Here is a 26,043-nt window from a genome sequence, read left to right as displayed (position 1 = left end):
CGTCGCCGTACTCCGTGAGGTGGCGCGGCTACCGTTTGTGCACGGCGTAGGTCAGGTGCGTCACCCGCGGCGACGGCTCCGAACGGACCGGCTCCAGCGCGACCTTGGACGCGTCCACGCCGTCGAAGAGGCGGGTGCCGGCGCCGAGCAGCACTGGTGACAGCGCGATCGAGAACTCGTCGACCAGGCCGGCGTTCAGGTACTCAAGGATCGTCGCGCCGCCACCGGCGATACGGACGTCGCGGTCGCCGGCGGCCTCGCGGGCCTGGTCGAGGGCGGCCTCGATGCCGTCGTTGACGAAGTGGAACGTGGTGCCGCCGGTCCGCTCCCACGGGTCCCGCTTGGTGTGCGTCACGACGAAGACCGGGGTGTGGAACGGCGCCTCCTCCGGCCATGACGGCTCGCCGAGGTCGAACATGCGCTTGCCCATGACGCTCGCGCCGGTGCGCTCGAACGTCTCCCGCGCGATGTCGTTGTCTCGGCCCTCCTCGCCGCCCTCGCCCAACTTCAGGTTCTCCCGCATGAAGCGCAGCGGGAACAACCACTGCTGAAGCTCCGACCACTGAGCCATCCAGCGCTGAACGTCCGGGTCGTCCTGCTTCTCGGGCGCGAAGAGCTCGTCCTCGACGGGCACGGGCTCGGGCGCGACGAAGCCGTCCAGCGACATCGACACACTGAAGAACACCTTCCCGGCCATCAGCCCTCCGCCCCCTCTCGCGCGAGGTCGGTGACGTAGGCCGCCAGGTTGCTCAGCGTCTGCTGACCGCCCTCGACCGCGTGGTACTTCTCGACCGCCTCGTCGCGCTGTTCCTTGGTGGGGAACACCGTGCGCATCACGATCCGGGTCGCCGCGCCGTCCGGCGTGAAGGCCAGGACCGATTCGAAGGCGTTCGGGTCGTCGCGGGACTCGCCGTGCAGCAGCTCGATCCGCTCCGGCGGGGCGATCCGCACCCAGCGAATCCACTCGGAGTAGTCGGTTCCATCAGGCCCGTGCAGCACGAAGACCCACTCTCCGCCCTCGCGGAACTCGAAGGACCGCGTGGTGGTGGTGAACCCCTCCGGACCCCACCACCGCGACAGATGCCGGACCTCGGTGAACGCCTCGAACACCAGCTCCCGCGGGGCGTCGATGACCCGGGAGATCACGATCTCCCGGTCGGCCGTCGCCGACTCCGCCCGCGCTTCTTGCCTTGCCCCTGCCATCGGTCAGTCCTCCTGCCGTGTCTCTTTGAGTTCCTGCACGTAGGTGTCCAGCCGGTCGAAACTCTCGTTCCAGAACCGCTCGAATCCGCCGACCCATTCGTGGATCGGCCGTAGCCCGCGGGCGTCCAGTTCGTAGAGCCGCTGCTTACCAGCCTCACGGACCCGCACCAGCCCCACCTCCCGGAGCACCCGGAGGTGCTTGGACGCCTGCGGCTGGCTCATCCCCAGCTCCCGCGCCAGGTGGGTCACCGGCCGCTCACCCGCCCGCAGCAGCGCCAGGATGTCCCGGCGCTGCGGCTCGGCGATCGCGTTGAACGCATCCGACGTCGTCGCTGCTCGTGCCATGCCAGCCATCATATGCCTATATCGGAATGTATCAAGCGGGAGTCGCGAGACGAGGTCAGACGACGGAGGCCCTGAAGGGATCGGTGGGAATGATCCCCGCCGTGTCGAAGAGCTGCTCCAGTGCCTCGTGGCCGTGGCTCCGGCGGAACTCGATCTCGGCGGTCGTCACCGGCAGAGCCCACAGGATGCGGGCGTGTCCTTCGGGCAGTGGACAGTGTTCGAGGTCGGGTCCGTGGAGGTAGGGCAGGCTGATCAGCAGGTGGTCGCAGGTCGACCCCGGCACCCACGGCTCGCCGATCGGCATGCTGTGTTCCAGGTCGAGTCGGTGCCCTCCGCAGTGGTAGTAGGCGATCATCGCCATGAGGTCGATGAAGCGCTGGTCGCTGACCTGGGCGGTCATGACGAACTCAAGTCCACGTCCGTCCGTCTCCATGGCCGCCCAGCACCCGGCGGTCACATACGCCCAACTGTCGCCGCGGGGACCAGGCCCGACGACGAGAACGCGCAGGTCGGGTACCGTCTCACGTCGCTGCGGGCCGAGGTCGTAGTGAACGACCTCCACGGAATGCCCCTCGAAGAACGCCCGGACATGTGACTCAACGGCATCGGCGGCCGGCAGCCTCGCATCACTCACCGCGCGATCATGCCAGACCTCTGTCGCTCATCTGCGACTCCGAAAACGCTCCGCTACTGCCGTGCCGTCGGCCGACGTTGATCGTTTGAACTGGCGTGAAGATCACTACTGCTCGCTCCGAGGCGGTGGGCTGGGCCGTAGCCGCTGCTGTGTTGCTGCTGTTGGTCGCCGAGGGCTGCGCGACGACACCGGCGTCCCGGCCGTCGCTGCCCTCCTCGGAGCGCGGTCGCAGCGAGCTCATCAAGGCTGCCCAGCAGGTCTTGGTGGACCGGTGCATGACCGCCCGTGGCGCCGCCGCTCCGCCCCCGCAGGAGGAGGCGCTCTTCGGATCTGGGCGGGCCGAATTGTCGGTCACTCTGGCCACCGGGTACACCGTCCGCACGCACACCGACGGCTGTCTCGCCCAAGCGCAGCGCTTCCTCTACGGCGACCAGGCCCGCTGGTTCCGCGCCGAGGTCATCGTCAACAATCTGCGCCCCCAAGCCCAGGCCAGGCTCAGCGAGGACCCCGGATACCGTGCCGCGCTTGCCCGCCGAGCCGCCTGCTCCGACAAGGACACCCGCTGCGTACGGGCCAGTGGCCTGGCCGCACTGCGGGCCCGGCTGGAACCCGCCCGGCTTGCCGAGGTCCGTGCCGCGCACCGCAGAGAGATCACCACCTACGACCAACTGCGCGACCGCGCAGTGCACCGCGCGGCCGGTCTGCTGGCCACGCAACCCACCCCCCACCAGAAAGGGCACACCCCCTCATGATGCACAGCAAGTTGTTCACCGCCGTGGCGGCAGCGTTCCTCCTGTTCACCGGCGCGCTCGCCGCAGCCGGCCCGGCGGGCGCGGCGGACTGCCCCTCCGGCGAGTTCTGCGCCTGGGAGAACGCCGACTATCAGGGCCAGCGCGCCAACTGGTCCGGTGACGACGGCTGGTGGGAGAGCTGGATCGCCGACGAGGACTCCTCCTGGGCCAACCACGGCATCTCCGGACCGGGCATCAAGGACCACGTCAAGGTCTACTCCCGCGCCCACCAGGGCGGCCACATGACGATCTGCCTCACCCCGGGCCAGGAGGTCAACTACAACGGTGCGGCCAACGACAACGGCGACTCCCACACCTGGAGCGTGAGTTGCTGAGCACACGCTGACGCCCCAAGTGCAGCGGGTTTCCACTGGTGGTGGGACCCCGTTGCACTTCGGTAGCGCCGACGCCACCGGACGGACGGTCGACGGCTTCGAGACGACGTTCGCCGTCAACCACCTTGCGCACCATCTGTTACTCCGCCTGCCGCTGCGCTCTTTGGCGGAGGGGCGATCGTCGTGGCTCGCCTACGATCCAGGGCAGGTCTTCGGGACCGGACTGGCCAAGGAACTGTCGCTGCCGTTGCGCATTGCCTGGTCGCTGCTGGGCGCGCCGGTGCTGGGATGGCCGTCGCGTCTGCTCAGTCGTACCGCTGCCGGTTGGCGCGCAGGGACGACCTCGCCCAGGCGTTGTGGAATGACAGTGCCGGACTCGTCGGCCTCCCTGCCTGACTCGGTTCGCTCAGAAGATCTTCCGGCCGGTGATGCGGAGCCGCAGTGCCTGGCCGCCGCTCTTGAGGAGCATCTTCCGCACAGTCGGGTCGCCGTGCCGGGCGAGCCATACCGCCGTCTTGGCGATGACGGGCGGTTTGGGGCTCATGAAATGCACTGAGCGCTTCTGGAACCCGAAGGGCTTGGGCATGTAGTTCGCGCCCTCCAGGACCTCCCACAGTGTCTCGGCCGCCTCGTGCGCGGTGATCTTGCCTGCCTGGTGCGCGTCGACTTGGGCCACCATGGTGTCGAAGAGGTGCTTGTAGCCTTCGTGGTCGGGCCAGTCGTAGCCGAGGTACTGGCCCTTCTCCAGGTCCTTGAAGTGCTGGTCGTTGCCGTCCTTCTGATACTTCGTCAGACCGGCGCGGGCGCGGAAGGTGCCGAAGTTGTTGCCCCATACCCAGACCCGGAAGACGGCCTTCCAGAACTCGAAGTGGTCGAAGGCGGTGTACCCGCCGTTGACGATCTCGTCGTTGTAGTGGAAGCGGGCGCGCTGCCACTCGTCGTAGTCGGAGAAGCGCTCCGCGGAGAAGTCACCGTCCTGGCAGGCCCGGATCAGGCGCCAGGCGAGTCGGTTCACCGCGTCGCCGGTGTTGGCGAGGCCGTAGGAGAACAGCGGGTCGATGAAGCCGGCGGCGTGCCCCAGCAGCGCCCAGCGGTCGCCCACGGTGCGCTTGGAGGAGTACTGAAGCCGGTCCGCGCTGACCCACTCGCGGACCGGGGTGACACCGGCGTACTGCCGCTCGATGTCCGGGAAGCGGGAGGTGATGTCGGCGAAGTCCTCCTCGATGGAGTGGTTCGGGTTCTTGGGGTAGACCCGCGGGTCGACGGTGAGGCCGATGGAGCACAGCGGGTTGCGGGACAGCGGCGTGTTGTCGAAGCCGATGACCCAGGCCCATCCGCGGTGGAAGGTGTGGTGGACGGTGCCCTCGTACCACGGCACGGGCGGGGTGTGCTCCGGCTTGCGGTCCCACAGGTCGTCGGTGTGGGTGATGCCGTACACGTGGGTGAACATGGATCGCGACTGGTGCTTGAACACCGGGATCTCGTCGCGCAGGCCGAACTTCTTCGCGATCGGCGAGCGGTAGCCGCTGGCGTCGACGACGTAGCGGGCGCGGAACTCCTCGCCCTGCTCGCCGTGCAGGGTGACGCCCGAGTCCTCGAAGTCGATGTCGGCGACCCGGAAGTCCTGGATCGGTGTGCAGCCGCACTTGACCGCGAGGTGGAAGACGAAGGCGTCGACGTCCTGCCGGTAGAGGTGATGTGCTTCGTGCAGCAGCCCGGGGGTGTGGAACTCGTTGGTCTCGCGCGGGTTCTGCAGCTTGCCCACTTCGTGGCGGAGGAAGCCGAAGTGGGTCTTGGTGCCGAACGTCGGGCCGATGATCCTGGCGCAGTCCTTCAGGGTGCACAGTGTCGTCAGCTCGGGCACGTTGTAGCGGGCGGCGATGATCCGCTGGGACACGTTGGTGTACGGGATCGTGGCCTCGCCCACGGCGAACCGCGGGTGCGTGCCCGCGTCGATCAGCAGCACCTGGAGGCCGCTGCGGGCCAGCGCCGCACCGAGCATGGAGCCACCCATGCCGGCGCCGATGATGGCAACGTCGAACCGTTTGGTCTGAGGGCTCATGGTGTGTGTGCTCCTCGAGGATGAGACGGCGGGGAGGGCCGCGGCGCCGGCGGAGGACGCAAGGGGGTGTGTGAGGTGCTCGCCCAGGCTGAATTCGTTCTCTACAGGCGCTTGTTGCTGAGCAGCGGGAGGCCCTCGACCACGAGTCGGCCGATCTCCGGGGGTGCGCTGTTGCGCGCCCACCGCTTGGTGTCGGCGGTCTTGCGTGGGCCGGTGTCGAACCAGCGGTTCGAGGGGTCGGTGAGGCCGAAGGCGGGCGGCACGAAGTCCGCCTTGCGCAGGGCGGTGAGGATGTTGTCGGCCGCGGTGTCGCTGGGCCGGCGGCACTCCTTCACGGACCGCACCTGCTCGCTGACGTGGGCGAGCAGCTCCCGCACCGCCGGGTAGTCGGGTGTCCCGCCATCAGGCGCCAGCCCCTCCAGCCGGGCCAGGTCGGCGACGTCGTGCGAGTTCCGAAAGCGCCCGTATGCGCTGCCGATCTCGAACGTGGCGAGGAGCTGGCCGAGCGAGCGGACGCGCAACCAGCTGTCCCACAGGCGGAAGTCGGCGAACGACGTGTAGGCGTCGGCGGCCAGGTCGTCGTTGTTCCGGAGCAGCCCCAGCTGGAGCTGCTCGACGTACGTGAAGCGCTCGGCCGAGAAGTCGTCCTCCTTGAGCGCCTCCAGCAGCGGCCACGCAAGGGCGTTGACGACCTCGAAGGAATCGCTGAGATGGCGCGAGAACAACGGGTCCACGAAGCCGGCGGCGTCCGAGGCGAGGCACCAGCGGTCGCCGACGGTCTTCGAGGAGGAGTACTGCTGCCGGCCGCTCGTGCGGACCCAGGGGCGGATGGCGACGGCGTCCGTGAACTGGCTGCGGATGTCCGGGAATCGGCTGATGAAGGAGCGGAACTCCTCCTCCGGCGTGCAGCCGACCTTGGGGTGGATCCGCGGGTCGAGGTTGAGCCCGACGCTGACCAGTGGATTGGTGGTACGGGCATGATTGTTGAACGGGACCACCCACACCCAGCCGCCCTCGAAGACGTGGTGCAGCGTGCCCTGGCTCCACTTCGTCGGGTGGCCGTGGGCGGTGCGCGGCAGCAGGTCGTCGTACGCCGTCACGTTCATCATGTGCGTGAACAGGGAGCGCGAGTGGTGGCGCATGACCGGTGCGTCGTCGCGCAGCCCGAGTTTCGACGCCAGCGGGGAGCCGACGCCGCTCGTGTCCACGATGTAGCGGGCGCGGTGGGTGGCGCCGCGTTCGTCGGTGAGCGAGCAGCCCTGCGCGTCGAATTCGACGTCCACGATCCTCGTCCGCTGGCGGATCCTGGCGCCGTACTTCACGGCCACGTTGAGCATCCAGGCGTCGATGTCCTGGCGGAAGTAGTGGCTCTCGAAGTGGCCGGCCCGCGGGAGCAGCGACTGGTGGCATTCCTCCATGCGCTGGCGCTCACCCTCGCGGTGGTACAGGAAGCCGAAGTTCTTCTTGATGCCCGAGGTCGTGGCGACCTTCCCTTGCACGCTCTCGAACGTGGTGAGGTGCTTCAACTCCGGCACGTCGTAGCGCTCGCTCATGAGCCGCATCAGCATCGACGTGTACGGGGTTGTCGACTCCCCGAGGGCGAAGCGCGGGTGGCTGTCGGCGTCGATGAGGAGGACGCTCGCGCCGCCCCGTGCCAGAACTGCGGCCAGAGCGGTCCCGGCGAGCCCGGATCCGAGAATCACCACATCGTTGTCGGGCCGCTCGGCCGACCTTGCGGACTGGGTCACTTGGGGCATGAATCCCTCCGGAACTCGGACCGGCTCTGCTGGATCCGACGGTCCGCAAGGGGGCTCGCGGTGGGCTCGAAGGTGATCTGATGTGTCGGTCAGGGGTGGTTGGTCCGGCGTCGGCCTGTGACTTTCGAGGCGGGGAGACGTCCGGCTCTGGAGTGTCCTGTGAGGGTGTCCTTGTCGACTGTCATGTCGAAGGTCAGGTTCAGCCGCATGGGTTTGGTGATGGCCTGGTTCCAGGTGAGGCGATTGCCGTCGGCTGTGAGGTTGGTGAGGGGTACTTCCTCACCCGCTCCGCGGGCGGTGCCGGTCAACGTGCCGTTGTCCTGCCGGAGTTCGAGCACTGCCTTGATCTTGCCCAGGGGCGTGGCGATCACAAGATCCCACGTGCCTTCCACGTTCATGCTTGTCTTTCCTTACTGACGGTGCGGGGAGTTTCAGAAGCCGACGGAGACGGGGCCTTGGGCGCGCCAGACGGTGCCGCGGCGTTCGTGGGCGAAGAGGTTCTCGACGGCGTGGGCGATCTGCGGGCCCACTTCGCGTTCGAGGAGGTACAGCCCGAGGTCGAGTCCGGAGGTGACGCCTCCTGCGGTGATGAGGTCCCCGTCATCCACGACGCGGGCGCTGACGGCGTGGGCGCCGGTGGCGTGGAGGAGGTCCTGACCGAGGTGGTGGGTGACGGCGTGGCGTCCCTCCAGGAGGCCGGCCATGGCCAGGATGAGCGAGCCTCCGCACACGGCGGCGACGATCACGCCAGGGTCGTCCATGGCTGCTTTGAGCAGCACGGGCAGTTCGGTGGTCAGCGTGCGGCCCAGCAGTACGGGGATGGAGTCGTCGTGCGACCGTTCCCCGGCCGGGGCTTCGGCATCGTGGTCGGGTGTCCCGCCGGGCTCACCGATACGGCCGGACGCTCCCGGGACCAGGACCAGCCCCGCGCGGGCGGGATCGAGGGCGGCGGTCGCTCGCAACGCCAGCCCGCCAGTGCCGCTGACCACCTCCCGCGGGCCCTCGGCGGACACGAGTTCCACGCTCACCGCGCCACAGGCGGCCCCGCCGGCGTGCAGTACCTCGAAGGGCGCGATGACATCGAGCGGATCGAAGCCGTCGAACAGGACGATCTGGGCATGCATGAAGAACTCCTTGACCAGCGACTCACCCGGCCGGCGCCGGGAACGCAGCCGACGCTATGACCTGCCCGCCCCCGTCCCCAGTGGCCTTGGTGCCAGCCTTCAACGGATTGTCGCCAAGCGGCCCATGTCAGAGTCGGCTCTCTGCTACCAAGGCGCCGCCGGTGCTCCGTGGGAGACGCCGTGGCGCCTGACTTGATCAGCGAGGTGGCGTCTGCGTGTTGCTTCGTAGTGCCACTGGACGTGGTCCGGGCATGGATCGAGGCTGATCCGGACGGCCCGGAGCCGCATCCACCCAGGTCAGTCGACGAATACCAGGCGGGAAATCCGGGTTGCAGCGCGGGCACGGATCCCCCCGTTCCGCGAGCGCCCGCAGCGCCTGCTCCCGCGTAGCGCCTCGGTTGCGCTTCCCGGCCATGTGGCAGCCGCCGACGTGGACGTAGACGGCGGGGTGTTTCGACTCAGGCCCTCTTCGATCGGTCAGTCCGGCGCGGGAGGCCATGATCGCCGGATGACGGGCCCGCCAGGAGGCGTGACGTGATCCGTATCAGCCGCGACGTGAAGCTCCAGCAGGCCAGACGACGTCGACGGGGAGGCCGGCGTCGCGTGCCTCCAGGACGGTGTCGGCGGTGCCGCCGCCCTTGGGGTTCGGGGGCGAACCGTTCCAGACAGCGATCAGTCGCTCGGCGCGCTTCAGCAGCGTCCGGTTGGCGTCCGTGTAGGCCGACCGGTTCGCCGTCTCGTGTTCCAGCACCACGACTTCGGCTGCGGATTTCATGAGGCGGTCGAAGGTCTCTGCGTGGTCGGGCTTTACCTTGGTCTGCCGGTAGTCCTTAGAGGGCAGCACGACGACGAGGCGGCCGCCCAGTTCCAGGACGGCTTCGGCGAAGAGGGAGTCGGATCCCTTCGCGATGCACGAGACACCCACCAGACTTCCATCGGCCGCATAGGACTTGAGAGCTTCGCGTAGCGCGTCGCGTACGAGGGGCACGCTGTCTTCGGTCAGGTCCATGTGCCCGGTGACGGCGAGAGTGGTCAAGAAGGGACTCCTTCGGATAGCAGGTTGCGGATCATTGTGCGTGCTTCGACGACGGGCTTGGCTGTGTGGCCGACCGTATGCGGGTACAGCTTGGCGAGTTGCTCGCGGACGCGCCGAGAGCGGCTCGTGGACGCGGCTTGGACCGCCTGCCTGGTGTGCGTGACGGCGCCGGTGAGGTCGCCGGTGAGGAAGTGGCACTCTGCGAGGCCGATGATGTCGAGGGTGTAGCTGCGTCCGGCTTCCGGCCCGCGGACGGCAAGTGCCCGCCGGATTGCGTCAGCGGCCTGGGCCGCGTACGGGCGGGGCTCGTGCCGGGCCAGATCCAGGAGACGACCGCCCGTGACGCCGTTCAGTTCGGCGTCGCCGAAGTAGCTGATCCAGTACGGCTCGTCCTGCCCTGCGTCGGCAAGGTGGTCGGCGGCTTCCTCGGTAGTGCGACGGAAGGCGCTGGTGCGGCCCATCGCCGCGTAAGCCCACGCCTCCCGCGTAGCAAGCATGGCGCCCACGCGAGGCGTGACCTGCCGCCTGATGCCGTGCTGGGCGAGGTGCACCAGTTCGAGAGCGTCGCCGGGCCGGTCGAGGTAGAGCATCTGCCGCGCCATCGCAGCAAGAGTGTTCGCACCGAACAGGGGGTCGTCTCCTGCGTGCGCGGCGCGGAGCGCGAGCCGGTAGTAATCCTGGGCTCTGCGCTGACTGCCAGCGTCCCACGCCATGCTTGCAGCGGTGGCAGACAGTTGGGCCAGGACACGGAGGAGTGTCCGCTCGATGTCCGCGGCCTGGTTCTCGTCGAGGTGGGCGGCCACCTCGTTGAGCTGGCCGATGACGGCCTTGCGGCGCAGGCCTCCGCCGATCTTGTAGGTGCGGAAGGCACGTGCGCAGGCTTCCAGTTCCTCGACATCGCGTCTGCCGAGGCGTCCGTGGCTCCGGCGGTGCTCGACTCGTGGGGCAGGAGCGAGCCAGGCGTCGAGGCTGTCGAGGAAAGCAGCGCCGGTGGTGGCGGCTGCGAGTGCGCGCGTGGCTGTGCGGCGGTCCATCACGAGGTCGCTCCGGGAGAGGTCAGCGGCCAGGTGCACGGTCGCGGACGGCTGCCAGGTGGTCGAGCCGGGGTCGTTCCGTGCTGTCGGCGTGGGTGGGTCGTCGGCTGCGTCGCCCTGTCCGGCCTCCCATGGCCGGTCGGCGAGACCGACCATGCGCCCGGGAATGCGCAGCCCGTCAGCGATGCGGCAGACCACGTCGAAGCTGGTGACCTGCTGCTGCCCGCTGATGATCATGGAGACCTTGCCCGGTGTGAGCTGGCAGGCCGCACCGATGCGGTTCTGCGACAGGCCGCCCCACTTCTTGATGAGCGAGAAAGCCGCGGAGAAGTCGTGCTCTGCCAGGGCTCGGCGTAAATCGTCTCGTTCGAGGACGTCAGGTGCGAGCAGGCCGGGGGTGGTGGCATCCATCAGGGCCAACTTCCGGTGTGATCGTATGCGCTTCGTCGCGCCGTTCCGAATCAGGAACGAGTGTATTACCGCCTCGGTAACCCCCGATGGTCATCCCTGAGTTGCGCGCCAGGGACGAACCTCGATGCATGACAGATCAGCCCCGGCGACCGCGCGAACGGCCCCGGGAGTGGTCAACGCTCAAACCATCGAGGGAGCGTCGACATGACGAACAGTACGGCCCCGAATGGGGCGTTAACACCATCGAGCCCGCCTCCGTCAGGCGGAGTTGAAGCGTGGATTGCCTCCGCGCACTCCTCGCCTGAAGCGGTGTACCAGGAGTTGGACAGTGAGTCCCGACTTGCCCTGATCCCGCTGGGGAAGCTCTTCGACGCGGTCCGCCTGCCTGAGCATCTCGTCCATGGTGTGGCCGAGGTCAGTGACCCGTCCATGGTGAGTGGCTGGCTCGGCTGGATTTTCAACGGCCGGCCGGTCATCCACGACCCCGCGGGGCGCCGGTACTACGCCCTCGTGCCGCCCGGCACGGCCCGCCTCTGGCGAGCGCCGGCCGCGGCCTGTCTCGGTGAGGGCACCTACCTCGGAGTGCCGCGCACCGATCTGACCGAGCCGAAGGAGCACTCCTCGGGCTCGTACTGGGCGGTGCCCGTCACCCGGCCGGGCTGGCTGTGCAGGGCCTCGGATGTGCTGACGTTCGTCCTGGTGGCCGGCTGCCTGACCGATGCGGACTGTGAGGCCGAGTCGTGACCGCGCCCGAGCCGCCTGCCGCCCCCGATGCCCCGCCGGTGGACATCGCCGCGATGCGTGCGCGGGTGGCCGAGGTGCTGCCGCCCGAGGTGACCCCCACCGACCGGGCCGCGCTGGAGGTGCTGACCCGGTCGCTGCGCCACGGCATGCAGTTGCTCATCTCGGAGGTCGAGCGGGCCGCGGCGCACCTGCCTGACGACGACATCCCGCGCTATGTCGCGCTTGCCTGTGTCCGTGAGGCCCGCGGCAAGCTGGACGCCGGTCCCGGGCCGGGACCGTCCGATGCCGCCGCGTACGTGCGCCAGCTCGGCCGGTCGGTGATGGCCCTGTGCGACCACCACATGACGCTCTCCGGCTACAGCGTGTGCCCCGCCTGCGACCAGCTCATCAGGCCGGGCGCAGCGACACAGCCGTACGACCAGGGCAGCCCATCCGGAGGCTCGACCGTCTCCAGCCGCATCCATGACGGCTGCGCCCACGCCGTCCGCCGGACCGGCACCGCCTCCCCGGCATAAAAGGGGCCCATGGCGGCCGTCTCGGGAAAGGGCCGCACCCCACGAACTCCCCTCCGGCCGCTGCTCCTCAAGGCTGCGGCCGGAGGGGCTGCGAGCCGCCACAACAACCAGGAGGCAGCTACACATGACCGCATTACTCGAACCCCCGGCCAACACCGCGCTGGGCGGCGTGACCTTCCTCGAATTGGAGATCACCAGCCGCTGCCAGCTGACGTGTTCCTCGCACTGCTACGCCGAGGCCGGCCCGACCAAGGGCCACGGGACGATGACCGCCGAGGACTGGAAGCAGGTCATCGACGAAGCCGCGCGCGTCGGCGTGACCAAGGTTCAGTTCATCGGCGGCGAGCCGACGCTGCACCCCAACTTCACCGAGCTGGTGGAACACGCCCTGAATCTGGGCTTGGGTGTCCAGGTGTACAGCAACCTGTACCGGGTCCGGCTGGAGCACTGGGCGCTGTTCGAGCGGCCGGGCGTCTCTCTGGCCACCTCGTACTACGCCGACACCGACGACGGACACGACGCCGTCACCGGCCGCAAGGGCAGCCACGCGGCAACCCGCGCGAACATCGTCGAGGCGCTGCGGCGCGGCATCCACGTACAGGTCGGCATCGTCGACGTTCTCGACGGCCAGCGCGTCGACCAGGCGCGCGCCGAGCTCGCAGCGCTCGGGGTGACGGTCATCAACACGGACCGGGTCCGAGGTGTGGGTAACGGCGCCAAGGTCCTGCCGTCCACGTCGGAACTGTGCGGCAACTGCACCCGGGGCCGTGCTGCGGTCATGCCGGACGGCCAGGTCCACCCCCTGCGTGCTGGGGCGCTTCCTTCCTGCCGGCGACGTTAAAGCTCAGGGCTTGGCGGCCGTATTCGCCTCCCCGAAGTGGGCCGAGGTCGCCGCCGCCATCCCGCCCCGTACCCGGGCCGGTTGCACACCGGACGAGGACTCGTGCATGCCCTCGCCTGGCGCAGCCAAGGGAGCCTGCACCCCGGCCGACTCCAACGACTGCGATCCGGCCAACACCGAAGCGTGTGACCCGGCGTATTAGGAGACTCATCCCATGGATTGGGAGACGCACGCGCGGCGCCTGGCGGCAGATACCGTCCGGCCCGAATCCCGCTGGTACGAGCCCTTGGCCAGCACCCCGCGGCACGTGTTCGTGCCCCGCTGGTGGGAAAGCAAAGGCGGCCGGTGGCGTCTGCGGGTCGGCGAGGACGACCCGCAGGCGTGGATGCAAGCGGCTTACACCAACGAGACGTTGGTGACCCGCATCGGTCCGCTGCACGCCGATCACACCGAGTCCGGCACCGTGCCGGAGGGCCTGCCCACCTCGTCCTCCACTCTCCCTGTCCTGGTCGTGGACATGTACCGGCACGCGGTGCTCGCCGACGACTCCCGCGTCTTGGTGACTACCGGGACCGGCTACGGGACCGCGCTCGCCTGCCGACGGATCGGGGCGGAGAACGTCACCAGCGTGGACGTGGACGCGCACCTGGTGGGGACGGCAGGTGCCCGGCTTGAGTCCATCGGCCTGCGCCCGCACATGGCCGTCTGCGACATCACCGGCCCGCTTCCGGGGGAGTACGACCGGATCGTGTCCACAGTGTCAGTGCGGCCCATCCCGCCCTCGTGGCTTACCGCGCTGAAGCCCGGTGGTCGGCTGGTGACCACGATCGCAGGAACGGGACTGATCGTCGTCGCCGACAAGACGAAGGACGGCGGCGCGGTCGGCCAGACCTCCCAGTACCGGGCGGGCTTCATGCGTACGCGGCACGGCGAGGACTACGCGCCCCGGCCCACTGACGAGCTGTGGGAGAAGGTGCAGGGGGCAGACGGCGAGGAGGTGACGACGAGCCGCTATCCGCTGCTGTACCCGCCGGACGCATGGGACGTGTCGTCCATGCTGGCGCTGACCGTCCCGGAGATCGACTACCGCCTGGAGGTGGAGGGCGATACGCGCACGGTGTGGATGCTGCACGCCGACGGCTCCTGGGCCCGCGCCACGGCGGTCGGCTTCCTGGACTCACCGACCGTGCACCAGGGCGGCCCCCGGCGGCTGTGGCGAGAACTGGAGCGCGTTCAGAACCGTCTCAACCGCGAGGGCAGCTTGCCGGTCTACGGGGCGCGGGTCCGGATCGACCCGGAGGGCACCCTCACCCTCTCGCGTGGAGCCTGGTCCGTGACAGTGAACTGATCACCGAGGAAATAGGATTGCCTCGGAGCAAGCGCTCACGTTGGCTGGGCAGCGTGACTGAACTGCGTACCGATCGCCTTGTCCTGCGTCGATGGCGTGACACCGACCATGAACCATGGGCGGCGATGAACGCCGATCCTGAGGTGCGCGAGCACTTGGGCGAGCTGATGACCCGTGAACAGAGCGATGCCTCCGTGGCGCGGTTCCGGGCCGAGTTCGACCGGCGAGGCTATGGGTGGTGGGCCGTCGAGGTACGAGCCACGGGCGAGTTCATCGGTTTTGCGGGCCTGGATCAGGTGGATGAGGGCATGCCGTTCGCGGGAGTGGAGATCGGCTGGAGGCTCGCCCGATCTGCCTGGGGTCAGGGCTACGCGACGGAGGCCGCGCTGACCGTCCTGGCTTACGGCTTCGACACGCTTGAGCTGCCCGAGATCCTCGCCGTGACAACGGCTGCCAACGTCCGATCCCAGGCGGTGATGCGCCGGATCGGCATGACCAGGGATCCGGCCGATGACTTCGACGACCCCACCGCACCGGAAGGACCGCTGCGTCCGAGTGTGCTGTTCCGCATCTCAGCCGCGGTGCACGACCAGGCTCTCCACTCCGTATGACAACTCGTCGACGGTGTCCTCGGGCCTCGGGTGATAGCGCCCCGCGCAGACCGACAGGTTGACGATGAGGAAGGCGTGCCAGTCCGTACCGACGCCGCGTGCGTCGGCGAAGACCTCTCGGCCGTTCAGGAGCCAGATCACGCTCCGCTTGCCGAATGTCACGTTCAGAGTGATCACGCCTCCGGGGCGGACCGCGCTGTCGCGGATGTAACTGCCGCTGTGGCGGACGTGGTTGGTGAGCTCCAGTAGGTCTGGGTTGTCCGGGTGGTACTCGAAGACGTCGACCTCGTTGCCGCCGTCGCGCCAGGTCCAGATCGCCGGCCAGGCACCCAGCTCGACCGGCAACCGGACTCTGGTTTCCAAGCGGTCGCCGGTTCGGACCATGAACGCCTCTGGGCTCTCCTCGGTGGTGAGCAGGCCGGTGTCCCATAGGCCGTCGGGGCGGCGTGTGGCGCGGAAGGTGCCGTTGTGGAAGTAGGTGGGGTCCTGGGTGAGGTGGTCGAGCTTGTCGTCGCCCGGGTTGGTGGGGCCTCCGTCCGGATAGGCCCAGGAACGCCCGGCGACCCACTGGCGATCAGATGTGAAATCTGCGACGAAGACGACTTCACTCACGCCCGGGCTCCCACTCGTCGATCACTTCGCACTTGCTGACGGGGTGATCCCCGCAGCTACGTGCGGCATGCCGAGTTGTGCGAGGGCGGCCCTACTTTCATGCGAACGGGCTAGCAACTCGCCACCCTCAGTTGTTCTGCTGGACCACACCCCGCGTGGAGAGGGTGACCGGGTCGCCGCTGGTGAAGTCGCCCGGGGGGATGCCCGGGTGATGGCCCTCCTCGGCCGCGGGCTGCTCATCGCCGGCGCTGAGGGTGAGGCGCGAGACGATGCGGTAGCGGTCGCCTCGGTAGAGGGAATGGACGTACTCCACCGCGCGGCCGTGGCTGTCCGTGGTGAGCCGCTCGAACAGCAGCGCGGGGGACAGCTCCGGCACCTGGAGCAGTTCGGCCTCGGCTCGGGTGACGACTGTGGGCTCGATGGACTGCACTGCTTCCCTGACCTGGACGCCGTGCCGGTCGTGCAGATGCTCGTAGAGGTCGCCCTGCTGGAGTTCGTCGCTGGTCAGGCCGGGGGCCAGATCGGCTCGCACATGCAGGTGCTCGATGGCCATGGGGATGCCGTCCACGAGACGGAGGCGGGCGACGTAGAGGATCTGCGCGGCGGGGGAGATGCGGAGTTTGCGGCTGATGCGGGCGCCGGCCGCCTGGGTGCTGAACTCCAGGAGTGTGCTGGTCCACACGCCGCCGGCCTGCGGAAGGCTGAACGCGTTCCGCTCGGAGACCAGCTCCTGGGTGATCTTCTCCGCGGCCACGAACATGCCCCGGCCGTGCTCACGGACCAGCAGCCCCGCGACGACCAGTTCGTCGACCGCCGCCCGCAGCGTGGGGCGTGAGACGCCGAGTTCGGAGCAGAGGGCGCGCTCGGAGGGGATGGCGTCTCCGGGGCGTCGCGCCTCGATGAGTTCGAGGATCGCGTCACGGACTCGCTCACGCTTGAGCATCGCGCCGGAGGCTGCCGCGTCGATCTCCATACGGGGCTCTCGTTCGTCGTCGGGAAGTTCGCTGGTCAACTATAGCTGGCCCACTGGTCATCTTACCTGTCATCTGGGCAGGTCCGGGGCTGTTCGGCCCTCTCGGTTCGCCTTCTCGGTAAAACGCCGGTCTGCGGAGGGGGTTGACGGTTCAATTGGTCTATGCCACCTTCAACCCGCCACCCACTGGTAAACACCCGGCAGGCAAGTGGTCAGGTCGGGGTTTCCCTTTCGTTCTCAGGCTCCCCAGAGGTGAACCGTGAAGCACCGCCCCCTTTCCCTCCTCGGCGTCATGCTGCTGAGCGCCGGACTCGTCGCCTGTTCCTCCTCCGACGGAGACCAGAGTGACGGCGGGCCGACCGCCCTCGACGTCTGGTTGATGCGCGACAGCGTCTCCGCGGCCTTCCAGGAGGAGTTCGAGGCCGGTTTCGAGAAGGCTCACCCGGAGATCGACGTCAAGATCCAGATCCAGGAGTGGGAGGGCATCGGTGAGAAGGTCACCGCCGCCCTGGCCAGCAACGACGCCCCCGATGTCATCGAGGTCGGCAACACCCAGGTCGCCCAGTACGCCCAGAGCGGCGGACTGACCGACTTCACCGACAAGGTCGCCGACCTCGGCGGCGACGCCTGGCTCAAGGGCCTCGCCGAACCGGGCGCCTGGGAGGGCAAGCAGTACGGCATTCCGTACTACGCCGCCAACCGGGTCGTCATCTACCGCACCGACCTGTTCGAGAAGGCGGGCATCGACGCCTCGAAGATCAAGACACGTGACCAGTGGCTCGCCGCCACCGAGAAGCTCAACAAGGGCGGCGTGCAGGGAATTTACCTGCCAGGGCAGAACTGGTTCACCCTCGCCGGATTCGTCTGGGACGAGGGCGGGGACCTCGCCGTCCAGGAGGGCGAGGATTGGGCCGGAGGACTGGACAGTCCCGAAGCGCTGAGAGCCATGGAGTTCTACGGACAACTCCAGGCGCTCGGCAAGGGGCCCAAGGACTCCGACGAATCGCGTCCGTTGCAGGCCGAGGTCGTGGCCAAGGGGCAGATCGCCCAGGTCATCGCCACCCCCGGCGGAGCCAACGTCATCGCGCAGAGCAACCCCGAACTCAAGGGCAAGCTGGGCTTCTTCCCCATCCCCGGCAAGACCGCCGACACCCCGGGCGCCGTCTTCACCGGCGGCTCCGACCTGGTCGTGCCCGCCGTCGCCGCGCACCAGGACGAGGCGTACACCTTCATCAAGGAACTCACCGGTGACGCCTGGCAGCAGAAGCTCGCACTCGCGATGAGCTACGTCCCGAACAAGACCACCCTGGCCGACGCCGTCGCCTCCGACCCCGGTGCCGCGGTCATGGCAGTCGGCGCCGCGCAGGGGCACGCCACGCCCAACACGCCCCAGTGGGCCGCGGTCGAGGCCAAGAACCCCATCAAGGACTACATGACGGCCGTACTCACCGGCCGGAACGCCAAGTCCGAGGCAGCCAAGGCGTCCCAGTCCATCACCACCACGCTCAACAGCGGTTCCTGACTGATGCTCGCCAAGTCCTACAGCCGACCGTCCCGCAGCCGCACTCTCGGCCCCTACCTGCTGATCGCACCGGCAGTCCTGGGCATGCTCTACCTCCTGGTCTATCCCTTCGGCCGGGCCCTGCTCATCTCCTTGCAGGACTTCCGGCTGCGCGAACTCATCAAAGGCGACGCCGAGTTCGTGGGGCTGCGCAACTACCAGACCCTGCTGACCGACCCGAGGTTCTGGGAGGTCGTCCGCCGCACGTTCCTGTTCATGGCCGTCAACGTCGCCGCCATCATGATCCTCTCGACACTGGTCGCCCTGATGATCGAACGGCTGGGCCCCTTCGGCAGGGCCGTGGTCCTCAGCTCGCTGGTCCTGGTGTGGGCGGTGCCCGTCGTGGCCGCCACCACCGTCTTCCAGTGGCTGTTCCACTCGGAGTTCGGCATCGTCAACGAAACGCTCACGAACCTCGGCTTCACCGCCTACGAGGGCTACACCTGGTTCGCCAACGGCAGCGCCGCGTTCACGATCCTCGTCGTCCTCATCGTGTGGCAGTCGGTGCCGTTCGCCGCCATCACCGTCTACTCGGCCCTCACCACCGTGCCCGAAGAGCTCTACGAATCCGCGCGCCTCGACGGCGCCGGCGCCATGCGGATCTTCCGCTCCGTGACGTTTCCTCTGGTGAGACCGATCTTCATGCTCGTTCTCTCACTCGAAGTCATCTGGACCTTCAAGGCGTTCGTCCAGATCTGGGTGATGACCCGGGGCGGCCCCGGTGACGCGACGACGATCCTGCCGGTCTACGCCGTGCAGACCGCCCTTGCCAACCAGCGCTACGACCTCGGATCGGCCGCCTCCATGGTCACCGTCCTGCTCATGAGCGGCGTCCTCGTCCTCTACTTCCGCCAACTGTTCCGCCAGGAAGGGGAGCACCTGTGACCACGACCCGCAGGACCGCCGCCCCACGGCGCGCACTACGCCGGCTTCCGCTCAACGCCGCGGCCACCCTGACCGTGGTCCTCTGCCTCTTTCCCGTGTACTGGATGGTCGCGACCGCCTTCAAGCCGTCCCGGGACATCCAGTCCTACGAACCCCGCCTGATCCCCAGGGAATGGACCTTCGAGCACTTCCGCACAGCGGTCCAGGCCGACAGCTTCGCCTTGTTCTGGCGCAACAGCATCCTGGTCACCCTCAGCGCCGTCCTCCTCGCGCTGGTCGTCGCGCTAGGCGCCGCCTACGCCGTGGCCCGGCTGCGCTGGCGCGGCCGCCGCCAGTTCATGCTGGCGGTGTTCATCGCCCAGATGGCGCCGTGGGAATCACTGATCATCCCGATCTACATCATCTCCCGCGACACCAACATGCTCGACCGGCTGCCGACGCTCACCCTCATCTACTTCATGATCACCCTGCCGTTCACGGTGGTGGTCCTGAGAGGCTTCATCGCCGGCATCCCGCCCGAACTGGAGGAGGCGGCGCAGGTCGACGGCTGCACCCGGGTGGGCGCCTTCCGCCGGATCGCGTTCCCGCTGCTCGCCCCGGGACTGATGGCCACCTCGCTCTTCGGATTCATCACCGCCTGGAACGAGTTCACCTACGCCAACTTCCTCATCATCAAGCAGCAGGACAGCCGCACACTGCCGGTCTGGCTCTCCTCCTTCCAGACCACCTTCGGCACGGACTGGGGCGCCACCATGGCCGCCTCCACCCTCTTCGCCCTGCCCGCGCTGATCGTCTTCCTCGCACTCCAGCGCCATGTGACCTCGGGCCTGACAGCCGGAGGAGTCAAGGGCTAGCAGGCCCCCCACCGAACACCGGAGGCAAAGCCCCGTGGACCTGTCCCATCCCGTACGCCCACGCCCTGATCTCGCGCTTGTTCCCCGCCCCAGCAAGCTCTCCGCACGCCCCGGCCGATTCCGGCTCGACGACACCACACGACTGCGCGTCACCCCTGGCGCCGAACCGGCGGCCGACCTCCTGCGCTCCTATCTCGTGCCCGCATCGGGACTGCGCCTGGAGCACGCCGAGGACGGCACCGTCGTCCTCGCCCTCGACCCCGCGCTCCCGGGACTGGGCGAGGAGGGGTACGGCCTGACCGTCTCCGCCCACCAAGTGCTGCTGCGCGCCGCCCACCCGACCGGGCTGCTGCGCGGCGTCCAGACGATCCGTCAACTTCTGCCCTACGAAGCCCTGTCGGCGCCGTCGGAGGCCATTGAGCTGATCGGGGCGGAGATCACGGATGTGCCCACCCACCCCTGGCGCGGCATGCTGCTCGACGTCGCCCGCCACTTCCAGCCGGTGTCCTACCTGCGCCGCTTCGTCGACCTCCTCGCCCTGCACAAGCTGAACATGCTGCACCTGCACCTCACCGACGACCAGGGCTGGCGGATGCCGGTGGCCGCCTACCCCAGGCTCACCGAGATCGGCAGCCGACGGACCCAGTCGATGGTCGGCCCCGCAGGCAGCAACCACTTCGACGGCCGTCCGCACGGCGGCTCGTACACCCGCGCAGAACTGACCGGACTCATCGCCTACGCGGCCGCACGAGGAGTGACGGTGGTGCCGGAGGTCGGTGTGCCGGGCCACGTACGGTCCGCGCTCGCCGCCTACCCCGAACTGGGCAACCGCCCGGACATGCCGCTCGACGTGTGGACCCACTGGGGCGTGTGCACGAACGTGCTCGGCGTCGGCGACCACGTCCTCGAATTCTTCCGCACTGTTCTGGACGAGGTGATGGACGTCTTCCCCTCCCCGTACATCCACATCGGGGGCGACGAAGTCCCCACCGAGGAATGGGAGGCCAGCCCGGCCGCGATCGCCCGCGCCGCGCAGGAAGGGCTGTCCGGCCCGCGGGAGCTGCACGGCTGGTTCCTGGCCAAGATGGCCGGCCACGTCGTGCGGGCGGGCCGCCGCCCCATCGCCTGGGCCGAGGACGGCAGCACACTGCCCCCGAGCTGCACGGTGATGAGCTGGCGCACACCGCGGCACGCCTGGGCGGCCGCCCGCAAAGGACACGACGTCATCCACGCCGACCACCGCTCCACCTACTTCGACTACGCACGCGATCTCGGCCCCGGGGAACCTCCCGCCCAGCCGGGCCACGCCGTCGACCTGCGAACCGTGTACGGCGTGGACCTCGTGCCGCCCTCCGACGAGCCACTGCTCGCCGGGAAGGTCCTGGGCACCCAGGGGCAGCTGTGGACCGAGTTCGTGCCGACACCCGAACACATTGAGTACCTCACCTACCCCCGCCTGTGCGCCCTCGCCGAGCGGGCGTGGGGCTCCACCTCCACAGACGACTGGCCGGACTTCCGGACCCGGCTGGACGGGCACCGCGCGCGACTGACCGCGCTCGGCGTACCGCACGACACCCTCCGGGACCGGACGGCACACGCCCCCGTGTGAAGCCGTCCCAGCTCCACCCGCACACCCCCCACGATCCCTCCCGCGGATGGCGGGAGCGAACGAAAGGAAACTGTCGGATGAGTACCCGTGCCAACCGCCGCGGCAGCCGCGCGGCCCTCGCCCTGACCGCCGTCGTCGGCAGCTTGGCCCTGGCGGCCGTCCCCCTCACCACCGTCACCGCGTCCGCGGCGTCGGGCGACGGCCTGGCCGTCCAGTACCGCACCAGCGCCAGTGGTGCCACCGCCGACCAGTCCGAGCCGTGGTTCAAGGTGCGCAACACCGGCACCACCACCGTCCAGCTGAGCCAGGTCAAGATCCGCTACTACTTCAAGGCCGACTCCCCGAGCGCCTCGTACCGCTTCGCCTGCTCATGGGCGGTCAAGGGCTGCTCGGCGATCACCGGCACCTTCGGCACGCTCGCCAACCCCACCGCCACGGCCGACCGCTACCTGGAGATCGGCTTCACCTCCGCGGCCGGCTCCCTCGCCCCCGGCGCCGACACCGGCGACATGCAACTGCGCTTCTACCAGTCCAGCTGGCAGACCCTGACGCAGAGCGACGACTACTCCTTCAACGGCACCCAGACCGCCTACGCCGACTGGAGCAAGGTCACCGCGCAGCTGTCCGGCGCCAACGTGTGGGGCACCGCCCCCGCAGGGAACGAGCCGACCGACCCGCCGACCGACCCGCCCGGCGACAGCGGCCAGACCCTGTTCGACGACTTCTCCTACACCTCGCACACCGACCCGGCCCTGTCCAGCCACGGCTGGAGCGTCCGCTCCAACTCCGGTGGCCCCGGCGTCCCCGGCGCCACCTGGGACCCCTCCAAGGTCACCTTCGCCAACCAGAGCGGCAACACGGTGATGAACCTGGAGACCTCCAGCGCAGGCACCGGCTCCAGCACCACCCACACCGAAGTCCTCACCAAGGCGACGAAGTTCAAGAACGGCACCTACGCGGCCCGGGTCAAGTTCTCCGACGCCCCCAAGTACGGCCCCGACGGCGACCACATCGTCCAGACCTTCTTCACCATCAACGACCTCAAGGCCCCGATGGCCGACGACTACGCCGAGTACGACTTCGAGTATCTGCCCAACGGCGGCTGGGGCGAGCCGGCGAACATCCTGTACACGACCTCCTGGGAGACCTACAACCCGGACCCGTGGCAGGCGGTCAACCAGCACAGCGAGAGCAGGACCAGCTACGCCGGCTGGCACGACCTCGTCGTGACCATCGACAACAGCCGGATCACCTACTACATCGACGGCCAGCACTTCGGCACACATGACGCCGCCTACCTGCCCGAGCGGCCCATGTCCATCAACTTCAACCAGTGGCTGATCGACCTCAACGGCCAGACGTCGACCACCCCGCGCGCCTATGACCAGCAGGTCGACTACGTCCTGCACGTCAAGGACCAGGTCCTCACCCCGGCTCAGGTCTCCGCGAAGATCACCTCCCTGCGCAACGCCGGGACGACCTTCGTCGACGAGGTCCCGGCGTCCTGAACACGGCGCTGCCCCCGGGATGTGCAACTCCCGGGGGCAGCGTGTCCGTTCAGTCCAGCGGCTCGATCCAGATGTTGCGGTAGCGGACCTTGTTGCCGTGATCCTGGAGGCGGATCGCGCCCGCCATTGCCGTCTCCGGTGCGCCGCCGCCGGTGGGGGAGGTGATGGCGACGTCGTCGTGGACCGTCTTGCCGTTCCACATCATCGTCACCCGGGCGTCGGCGGTCTTGTCACCGGCGTCGTTGTAGCGGGCGGCATGGAAGACGATGTCGTACGACTGCCAAGTCTCCGGCGCCAGCGCCGCGTTGACGTCCGCCGCCTTGCGGCTGTAGATCGACGCGGCCTCGTTGTTCGCCAGGTCCGTGTCGCCGTACGAGTCCAGGATCTGGATCTCGTAGCGGTCCTGGAGATAGACACCGCTGTTGGCGCGGTCCTGGCCGGTCACGTCCGGTGGCAGGTTCGGCAGCCGGAACTCCACGTGCAGGCGGAAGTCGCGGTAGGCGGTCTTGGTACGCAGATCGCCGCAGCACACCTCCATGCCGCCGTCCGCCAGCAGCGGCCACTGAGCCGCCCGGCCCGAGGTGTGCTGCCACAGCGACCGGTCCTCACCGTCGAACAGAGTCACCCGCTCACCGGACTTGTGCACCGTGATCAGGTCCAGGTTGACGTGCCCGTCGTCGCCGGGGTCGTTGCGGTAGGCGATGGTGTTGGTCCCGGCCCGCAGAGTGAGCTTCTCCGCCTGTGTCGACCAGGTCTCCCAGTCGCCGGTGCTGAGCAGCCGGGTCTGTCCCACCTTCGCGCCGTTGACGGCGACGCTGATCGCCTTGGTCCCGCTGAACGGGTTGGGCCCGTTGGAGTAGCGCAGGCCCACGTCGTACGAGCCGTCCTCGGGGACGTCGACGGTGAACGTGGTCGTCGCGCCCTGCGCGCCGTAGCGGTCGACGAACGACGCGCCCGAGAAGCCGCCGTGGTCGGTGTTGGTTCCGGCGCCGCCGCTGAGGGCGGCCTCTTCGGCTTCGTACAGCGTCGTCCGTGGGTGAGCGCTGGTGAGGTTGTTCAGCGTGTACCAGGCTTCCGTGCTCCACAGCGATTCGCCCGAGGCGGAGCTGAAGGGGCGCGGGGAGCGGACGTGGACGACGTGGCCGGGCTTGAGGCCGGCGATGCTGAGCCGCACCTTCTTGCCGTCCCGGGACAGGGATGCCGAGCGGACGGTGAGGGTCTCCTCGTCCACCTTGGGGCCGCCGTAGGCCGGGGTGGGCACGTAGCGCCACTGCTTGACCCGGTAGCGGTCCGCCAGCTTGTCGGCGGTTTCCTGCGACAAGGGCTGTGTGTACGTCAGCTCGAAGCCGCCGTCGACGGCCCGCATGGACAGGATGTCAAAGGCGTTGCCGCCGTTGGACGTGAGTTTTTGCAGGCCGTACGTCAGCTTGCCCTCCTGGCCCCAGTTGCCGCCCGCGCCGAGGCCGCCGGCGTAGATGGCGCCGTCCGGTCCGCGGCTGATGCGGGTCACGCCGGCCTCCAGGCCCTGGGTGTGGCGGAAGACGGCGCCCTGGTACTCGCCCTTGACCTTCTCCAGGTAGGCCCGCTGGAGCCCGCCGTAGGTGACGTCTCCGAAGAGCATCTGGCCCGCGTAGCGCCCCTTGGTGACGTAGATCGGGGTGCTGGGGGAGTTGGCGATCTCGTTCTGCGGGAGCCACAAGACCGGCTGGGTGACGGGGTTCGCGTCGAACGGGCCGTCGGGGTTGGTGTAGTGGTTGAAGAAGCGGTCCTGCTTGATGCGTACCAGTTTGGAGGCCGGCAGCCAGCCGCCCTGGTTGTCGGTGACGAAGAGGTCGCCCTGGGGGCCGAAGCCGATGCCGTTGGGGGTGCGCAGACCGCCCGCGATGTAGGAGACCTTGCCGGTCTTGCGGTTGACCTTGATGGTCGTGCCGCGGTTGGCCGCGGGCTGCGGATCGGTGGTGGCGCCGCCGTAGTTGATGGCGACGGAGAGGTTCAGATAGAAGAACCCGTCCCGGTAGAGCAGGCCGAACGCGAACTCGTGGAAGTTGCCGCCGTACGGCCAAGTGGCCACGGTGCGCGTGTCGTCGATGACGTCGTCGCCGTTGGTGTCCGTCAGTTCGGTCAGCTCGTGCTTCTGCGAGACGTAGAGCTTTCCGTCGACGTACTTGATGCCCATCGGCTCCTTGAGCCCGGAGGCGATCTTCTTCGTGGTCACCTTGTCGGGGCCGGTGGCGCCGGTGACATGGTCGAGCAGGTACACCTCGCCCGCCGTGGCCTGCGAGCCGCCCCAAGTGGTCACCGCGAGTCGGTTGTCGGGCAGCCAGTCCATCGCGGTGATCTGCGGTTCGAAGCCCGCGGGGCGCAGATCAGTCAAGTCGTAGTCGGGGTGGACCCCGGTCAGCGGCAGGCCGTCGCCCGGGCTGTCGAAGGCGCCCTCGCACTCCTTGCGTCCGGGCGCCGTCACCCGCACCACGTCCGCCTCCGTGCTGAGCACCGAGTTGGGCACCAGGGCGAACTCGGAGGCACCGGGCGGCTGCCAGGCCAGGGTGACCTGTTGCCCGCCGCCGCGCTCGAAGTGGTCGATGCGCAGCGAGTGGTAGCCGGCGGTCAACTCGACCGTCCCGTCCTTGGGCTCCGCGCCGTGCAACCCGTCGTGGTCGATGACGAGTTGGTCGTCGATCAGCAGCTGTGAGCCGTCGTCGCTGGTGAGCCGGAAGGTGTACGTGCCGTCCTGCGGCACGTTGATGTTGGCGGTGACCTGGCTCACGAAGTTGGATTCGAAACCGAAGTCCTCGGCGGTGGAGAAGTCGATGTCCGGTTCCAGCTTGTCGATGTTCGGGGTCTGGCCGGGCTTGAGCGTGCAGAGCTCGTCCAACGGGATCTGCACGTCGAAGACGCGCAGCGTAACTCCCGGTTCCTGCGGGGGCAGTTCGGAGGCGGTCGGCTGCGGATCCGCGTTCGCCGGGCCAGTGGTCAGGCTCAGGGCCGCGGTGCAGCAGATGAGCGCGGTGGTCAGGGTGCGGCGGAAAGCGCGTCTTCGCGGGGGCTGTGTGCGCATGCGTCCTCCTCGCGGACCGTACGGCGTACGGAGCCGGGCTGCGGGTGATGGGTGCAGCGGGATGGAGCGGGGGTGTCGCCGGAGGGTGGAGCGGAATGCCGTGGCGCGCGGGACACGTTAGGAGACTTCTTCTGGTGCGTCCATATCTTTGTACGCATGCAGTACAAAGATTGATGTGGGGAGGACGAAGTG

Annotated in this window: 26 protein-coding genes; 12 read left to right on the top strand and 14 right to left on the bottom strand. The window is 68.5% G+C overall.

What is annotated here, in order from left to right:
* Positions 1-28: 28 nt before the first annotated feature.
* From BN159_RS02410 to BN159_RS02395, 4 genes are read right to left on the bottom strand one after another with little or no spacing between them, the layout of a single operon-like run.
* Complete coding sequence (locus tag BN159_RS02410; protein ID WP_015655291.1) at positions 29-697, bottom strand: dihydrofolate reductase family protein; 669 nt, start codon at positions 695-697, stop codon at positions 29-31.
* Positions 697-1,203 (bottom strand): SRPBCC family protein, encoded by a 507-nt coding sequence (locus BN159_RS02405; RefSeq protein ID WP_015655290.1) that lies wholly within the window; start codon positions 1,201-1,203, stop codon positions 697-699. The genes BN159_RS02410 and BN159_RS02405 overlap by 1 nt, the downstream gene beginning before the upstream one ends.
* Positions 1,204-1,206: 3 nt before the next feature.
* Positions 1,207-1,548, bottom strand: coding sequence for an ArsR/SmtB family transcription factor (locus BN159_RS02400; RefSeq protein WP_041818750.1), 342 nt, complete (start codon positions 1,546-1,548; stop codon positions 1,207-1,209).
* Positions 1,549-1,603: 55 nt separating this feature from the next.
* Positions 1,604-2,110 carry a suppressor of fused domain protein gene (locus BN159_RS02395; protein WP_015655288.1) on the bottom strand — a complete coding sequence of 169 codons (507 nt, stop codon included), beginning with the start codon at positions 2,108-2,110 and terminating at the stop codon, positions 1,604-1,606.
* A 167-nt stretch (positions 2,111-2,277) separates the two neighbouring features.
* On the opposite strand from BN159_RS02395, the gene BN159_RS02390 reads away from it, so the two are divergent.
* Positions 2,278-2,934, top strand: coding sequence for a hypothetical protein (locus tag BN159_RS02390; RefSeq protein ID WP_231905564.1), 657 nt, complete (start codon positions 2,278-2,280; stop codon positions 2,932-2,934).
* Positions 2,931-3,308 (top strand): peptidase inhibitor family I36 protein, encoded by a 378-nt coding sequence (locus tag BN159_RS02385; protein WP_015655286.1) that lies wholly within the window; start codon positions 2,931-2,933, stop codon positions 3,306-3,308. Before BN159_RS02390 ends, BN159_RS02385 begins: the two co-directional genes overlap by 4 nt.
* Positions 3,309-3,714: 406 nt before the next feature.
* Here the strand turns inward: BN159_RS02385 and BN159_RS02380 are convergent, their stop codons facing one another.
* The 7 genes from BN159_RS02380 to BN159_RS02355 form a co-directional block, all read right to left on the bottom strand.
* Positions 3,715-5,370 carry an NAD(P)/FAD-dependent oxidoreductase gene (locus BN159_RS02380; protein WP_015655285.1) on the bottom strand — a complete coding sequence of 552 codons (1,656 nt, stop codon included), beginning with the start codon at positions 5,368-5,370 and terminating at the stop codon, positions 3,715-3,717.
* A gap of 101 nt (positions 5,371-5,471) precedes the next feature.
* Positions 5,472-7,127: an NAD(P)/FAD-dependent oxidoreductase gene (locus tag BN159_RS02375; RefSeq protein WP_015655284.1), complete on the bottom strand. Its 1,656-nt coding sequence runs from the start codon at positions 7,125-7,127 to the stop codon at positions 5,472-5,474.
* Between the two features lie 89 nt (positions 7,128-7,216).
* Complete coding sequence (locus BN159_RS02370; RefSeq protein ID WP_015655283.1) at positions 7,217-7,525, bottom strand: hypothetical protein; 309 nt, start codon at positions 7,523-7,525, stop codon at positions 7,217-7,219.
* A 33-nt stretch (positions 7,526-7,558) separates the two neighbouring features.
* Positions 7,559-8,251, bottom strand: a complete 693-nt coding sequence (locus BN159_RS02365; protein ID WP_015655282.1) for a DJ-1/PfpI family protein — start codon at positions 8,249-8,251, stop codon at positions 7,559-7,561.
* A gap of 196 nt (positions 8,252-8,447) precedes the next feature.
* Positions 8,448-8,666, bottom strand: coding sequence for a DUF6233 domain-containing protein (locus BN159_RS46855; RefSeq protein ID WP_231905687.1), 219 nt, complete (start codon positions 8,664-8,666; stop codon positions 8,448-8,450).
* Positions 8,667-8,795: 129 nt separating this feature from the next.
* Positions 8,796-9,287, bottom strand: coding sequence for a hypothetical protein (locus tag BN159_RS02360; RefSeq protein WP_015655281.1), 492 nt, complete (start codon positions 9,285-9,287; stop codon positions 8,796-8,798).
* Positions 9,284-10,732, bottom strand: coding sequence for a hypothetical protein (locus BN159_RS02355; protein ID WP_015655280.1), 1,449 nt, complete (start codon positions 10,730-10,732; stop codon positions 9,284-9,286). The genes BN159_RS02360 and BN159_RS02355 overlap by 4 nt, the downstream gene beginning before the upstream one ends.
* A gap of 309 nt (positions 10,733-11,041) precedes the next feature.
* On the opposite strand from BN159_RS02355, the gene BN159_RS02350 reads away from it, so the two are divergent.
* The 5 genes from BN159_RS02350 (at position 11,042) to BN159_RS02330 (ending at position 14,791) form a co-directional block, all read left to right on the top strand.
* Positions 11,042-11,476, top strand: coding sequence for a hypothetical protein (locus BN159_RS02350; protein WP_231905563.1), 435 nt, complete (start codon positions 11,042-11,044; stop codon positions 11,474-11,476).
* Complete coding sequence (locus BN159_RS42650; protein ID WP_015655278.1) at positions 11,473-11,991, top strand: DUF6415 family natural product biosynthesis protein; 519 nt, start codon at positions 11,473-11,475, stop codon at positions 11,989-11,991. Before BN159_RS02350 ends, BN159_RS42650 begins: the two co-directional genes overlap by 4 nt.
* 124 nt (positions 11,992-12,115) lie before the next feature.
* Positions 12,116-12,832 (top strand): radical SAM protein, encoded by a 717-nt coding sequence (locus BN159_RS02340; RefSeq protein ID WP_015655277.1) that lies wholly within the window; start codon positions 12,116-12,118, stop codon positions 12,830-12,832.
* 214 nt (positions 12,833-13,046) lie between these two features.
* Positions 13,047-14,180 carry a methyltransferase domain-containing protein gene (locus BN159_RS02335; protein ID WP_015655275.1) on the top strand — a complete coding sequence of 378 codons (1,134 nt, stop codon included), beginning with the start codon at positions 13,047-13,049 and terminating at the stop codon, positions 14,178-14,180.
* Positions 14,181-14,233: 53 nt separating this feature from the next.
* Positions 14,234-14,791 (top strand): GNAT family N-acetyltransferase, encoded by a 558-nt coding sequence (locus BN159_RS02330; RefSeq protein ID WP_051113455.1) that lies wholly within the window; start codon positions 14,234-14,236, stop codon positions 14,789-14,791.
* Here the strand turns inward: BN159_RS02330 and BN159_RS02325 are convergent.
* Both BN159_RS02325 and BN159_RS02320 read right to left on the bottom strand, forming a co-directional pair.
* Positions 14,753-15,403 (bottom strand): LamG domain-containing protein, encoded by a 651-nt coding sequence (locus BN159_RS02325; RefSeq protein WP_015655273.1) that lies wholly within the window; start codon positions 15,401-15,403, stop codon positions 14,753-14,755. The two genes, BN159_RS02330 and BN159_RS02325, sit on opposite strands and share 39 nt — an antisense overlap.
* A 127-nt stretch (positions 15,404-15,530) precedes the next feature.
* A complete protein-coding gene (locus BN159_RS02320; RefSeq protein ID WP_015655272.1) occupies positions 15,531-16,376 on the bottom strand; it encodes a GntR family transcriptional regulator in 846 nt (281 codons plus the stop codon).
* 259 nt (positions 16,377-16,635) lie between these two features.
* Here BN159_RS02320 and BN159_RS02315 point away from each other — a divergent pair, with 259 nt between their 5' ends.
* From BN159_RS02315 to BN159_RS02295, 5 genes are all read left to right on the top strand, one after another.
* Positions 16,636-17,898 (top strand): extracellular solute-binding protein, encoded by a 1,263-nt coding sequence (locus tag BN159_RS02315; RefSeq protein WP_015655271.1) that lies wholly within the window; start codon positions 16,636-16,638, stop codon positions 17,896-17,898.
* 3 nt (positions 17,899-17,901) lie between these two features.
* A complete protein-coding gene (locus BN159_RS02310) occupies positions 17,902-18,822 on the top strand; it encodes a carbohydrate ABC transporter permease (RefSeq protein WP_015655270.1) in 921 nt (306 codons plus the stop codon).
* Positions 18,819-19,676, top strand: coding sequence for a carbohydrate ABC transporter permease (locus BN159_RS02305; protein ID WP_015655269.1), 858 nt, complete (start codon positions 18,819-18,821; stop codon positions 19,674-19,676). The genes BN159_RS02310 and BN159_RS02305 overlap by 4 nt, the downstream gene beginning before the upstream one ends.
* Positions 19,677-19,710: 34 nt before the next feature.
* Entirely contained in the window at positions 19,711-21,285 is a 1,575-nt protein-coding gene (locus BN159_RS02300) for a beta-N-acetylhexosaminidase (RefSeq protein WP_015655268.1), read from the top strand.
* Positions 21,286-21,362: 77 nt separating this feature from the next.
* A complete protein-coding gene (locus BN159_RS02295) occupies positions 21,363-22,793 on the top strand; it encodes a cellulose binding domain-containing protein (protein ID WP_015655267.1) in 1,431 nt (476 codons plus the stop codon).
* A gap of 49 nt (positions 22,794-22,842) precedes the next feature.
* Here BN159_RS02295 and BN159_RS02290 read toward each other — a convergent pair whose 3' ends face one another.
* On the bottom strand, positions 22,843-25,851 hold the full coding sequence (locus BN159_RS02290) for a family 16 glycoside hydrolase (RefSeq protein WP_015655266.1): 3,009 nt from the start codon (positions 25,849-25,851) through the stop codon (positions 22,843-22,845).
* Positions 25,852-26,043 lie beyond the last annotated feature (192 nt).

Source organism: Streptomyces davaonensis JCM 4913, assembly GCF_000349325.1.
GTDB classification, from domain to species: domain Bacteria; phylum Actinomycetota; class Actinomycetes; order Streptomycetales; family Streptomycetaceae; genus Streptomyces; species Streptomyces davaonensis.
This window is presented reverse-complemented; position numbering and strand designations above follow the sequence as displayed.

Bases quoted from the DNA above. Each gene is read 5' to 3' on its own strand.
- BN159_RS02295 (WP_015655267.1), top strand. From the start codon at position 21,363: ATGAGTACCCGTGCCAACCGCCGCGGCAGCCGCGCGGCCCTCGCCCTG.
- BN159_RS02310 (WP_015655270.1), top strand. From the start codon at position 17,902: ATGCTCGCCAAGTCCTACAGCCGACCGTCCCGCAGCCGCACTCTCGGC.
- BN159_RS02365 (WP_015655282.1), bottom strand. From the start codon at position 8,251: ATGCATGCCCAGATCGTCCTGTTCGACGGCTTCGATCCGCTCGATGTC.
- BN159_RS02410 (WP_015655291.1), bottom strand. From the start codon at position 697: ATGGCCGGGAAGGTGTTCTTCAGTGTGTCGATGTCGCTGGACGGCTTC.
- BN159_RS02400 (WP_041818750.1), bottom strand. From the start codon at position 1,548: ATGGCACGAGCAGCGACGACGTCGGATGCGTTCAACGCGATCGCCGAG.
- BN159_RS02340 (WP_015655277.1), top strand. From the start codon at position 12,116: ATGACCGCATTACTCGAACCCCCGGCCAACACCGCGCTGGGCGGCGTG.
- BN159_RS02375 (WP_015655284.1), bottom strand. From the start codon at position 7,127: ATGCCCCAAGTGACCCAGTCCGCAAGGTCGGCCGAGCGGCCCGACAAC.
- BN159_RS02370 (WP_015655283.1), bottom strand. From the start codon at position 7,525: ATGAACGTGGAAGGCACGTGGGATCTTGTGATCGCCACGCCCCTGGGC.
- BN159_RS02320 (WP_015655272.1), bottom strand. From the start codon at position 16,376: ATGGAGATCGACGCGGCAGCCTCCGGCGCGATGCTCAAGCGTGAGCGA.
- BN159_RS46855 (WP_231905687.1), bottom strand. From the start codon at position 8,666: ATGGCCGGGAAGCGCAACCGAGGCGCTACGCGGGAGCAGGCGCTGCGG.
- BN159_RS02385 (WP_015655286.1), top strand. From the start codon at position 2,931: ATGATGCACAGCAAGTTGTTCACCGCCGTGGCGGCAGCGTTCCTCCTG.
- BN159_RS02405 (WP_015655290.1), bottom strand. From the start codon at position 1,203: ATGGCAGGGGCAAGGCAAGAAGCGCGGGCGGAGTCGGCGACGGCCGAC.
- BN159_RS02335 (WP_015655275.1), top strand. From the start codon at position 13,047: ATGGATTGGGAGACGCACGCGCGGCGCCTGGCGGCAGATACCGTCCGG.
- BN159_RS02290 (WP_015655266.1), bottom strand. From the start codon at position 25,851: ATGCGCACACAGCCCCCGCGAAGACGCGCTTTCCGCCGCACCCTGACC.
- BN159_RS02380 (WP_015655285.1), bottom strand. From the start codon at position 5,370: ATGAGCCCTCAGACCAAACGGTTCGACGTTGCCATCATCGGCGCCGGC.
- BN159_RS02355 (WP_015655280.1), bottom strand. From the start codon at position 10,732: ATGGATGCCACCACCCCCGGCCTGCTCGCACCTGACGTCCTCGAACGA.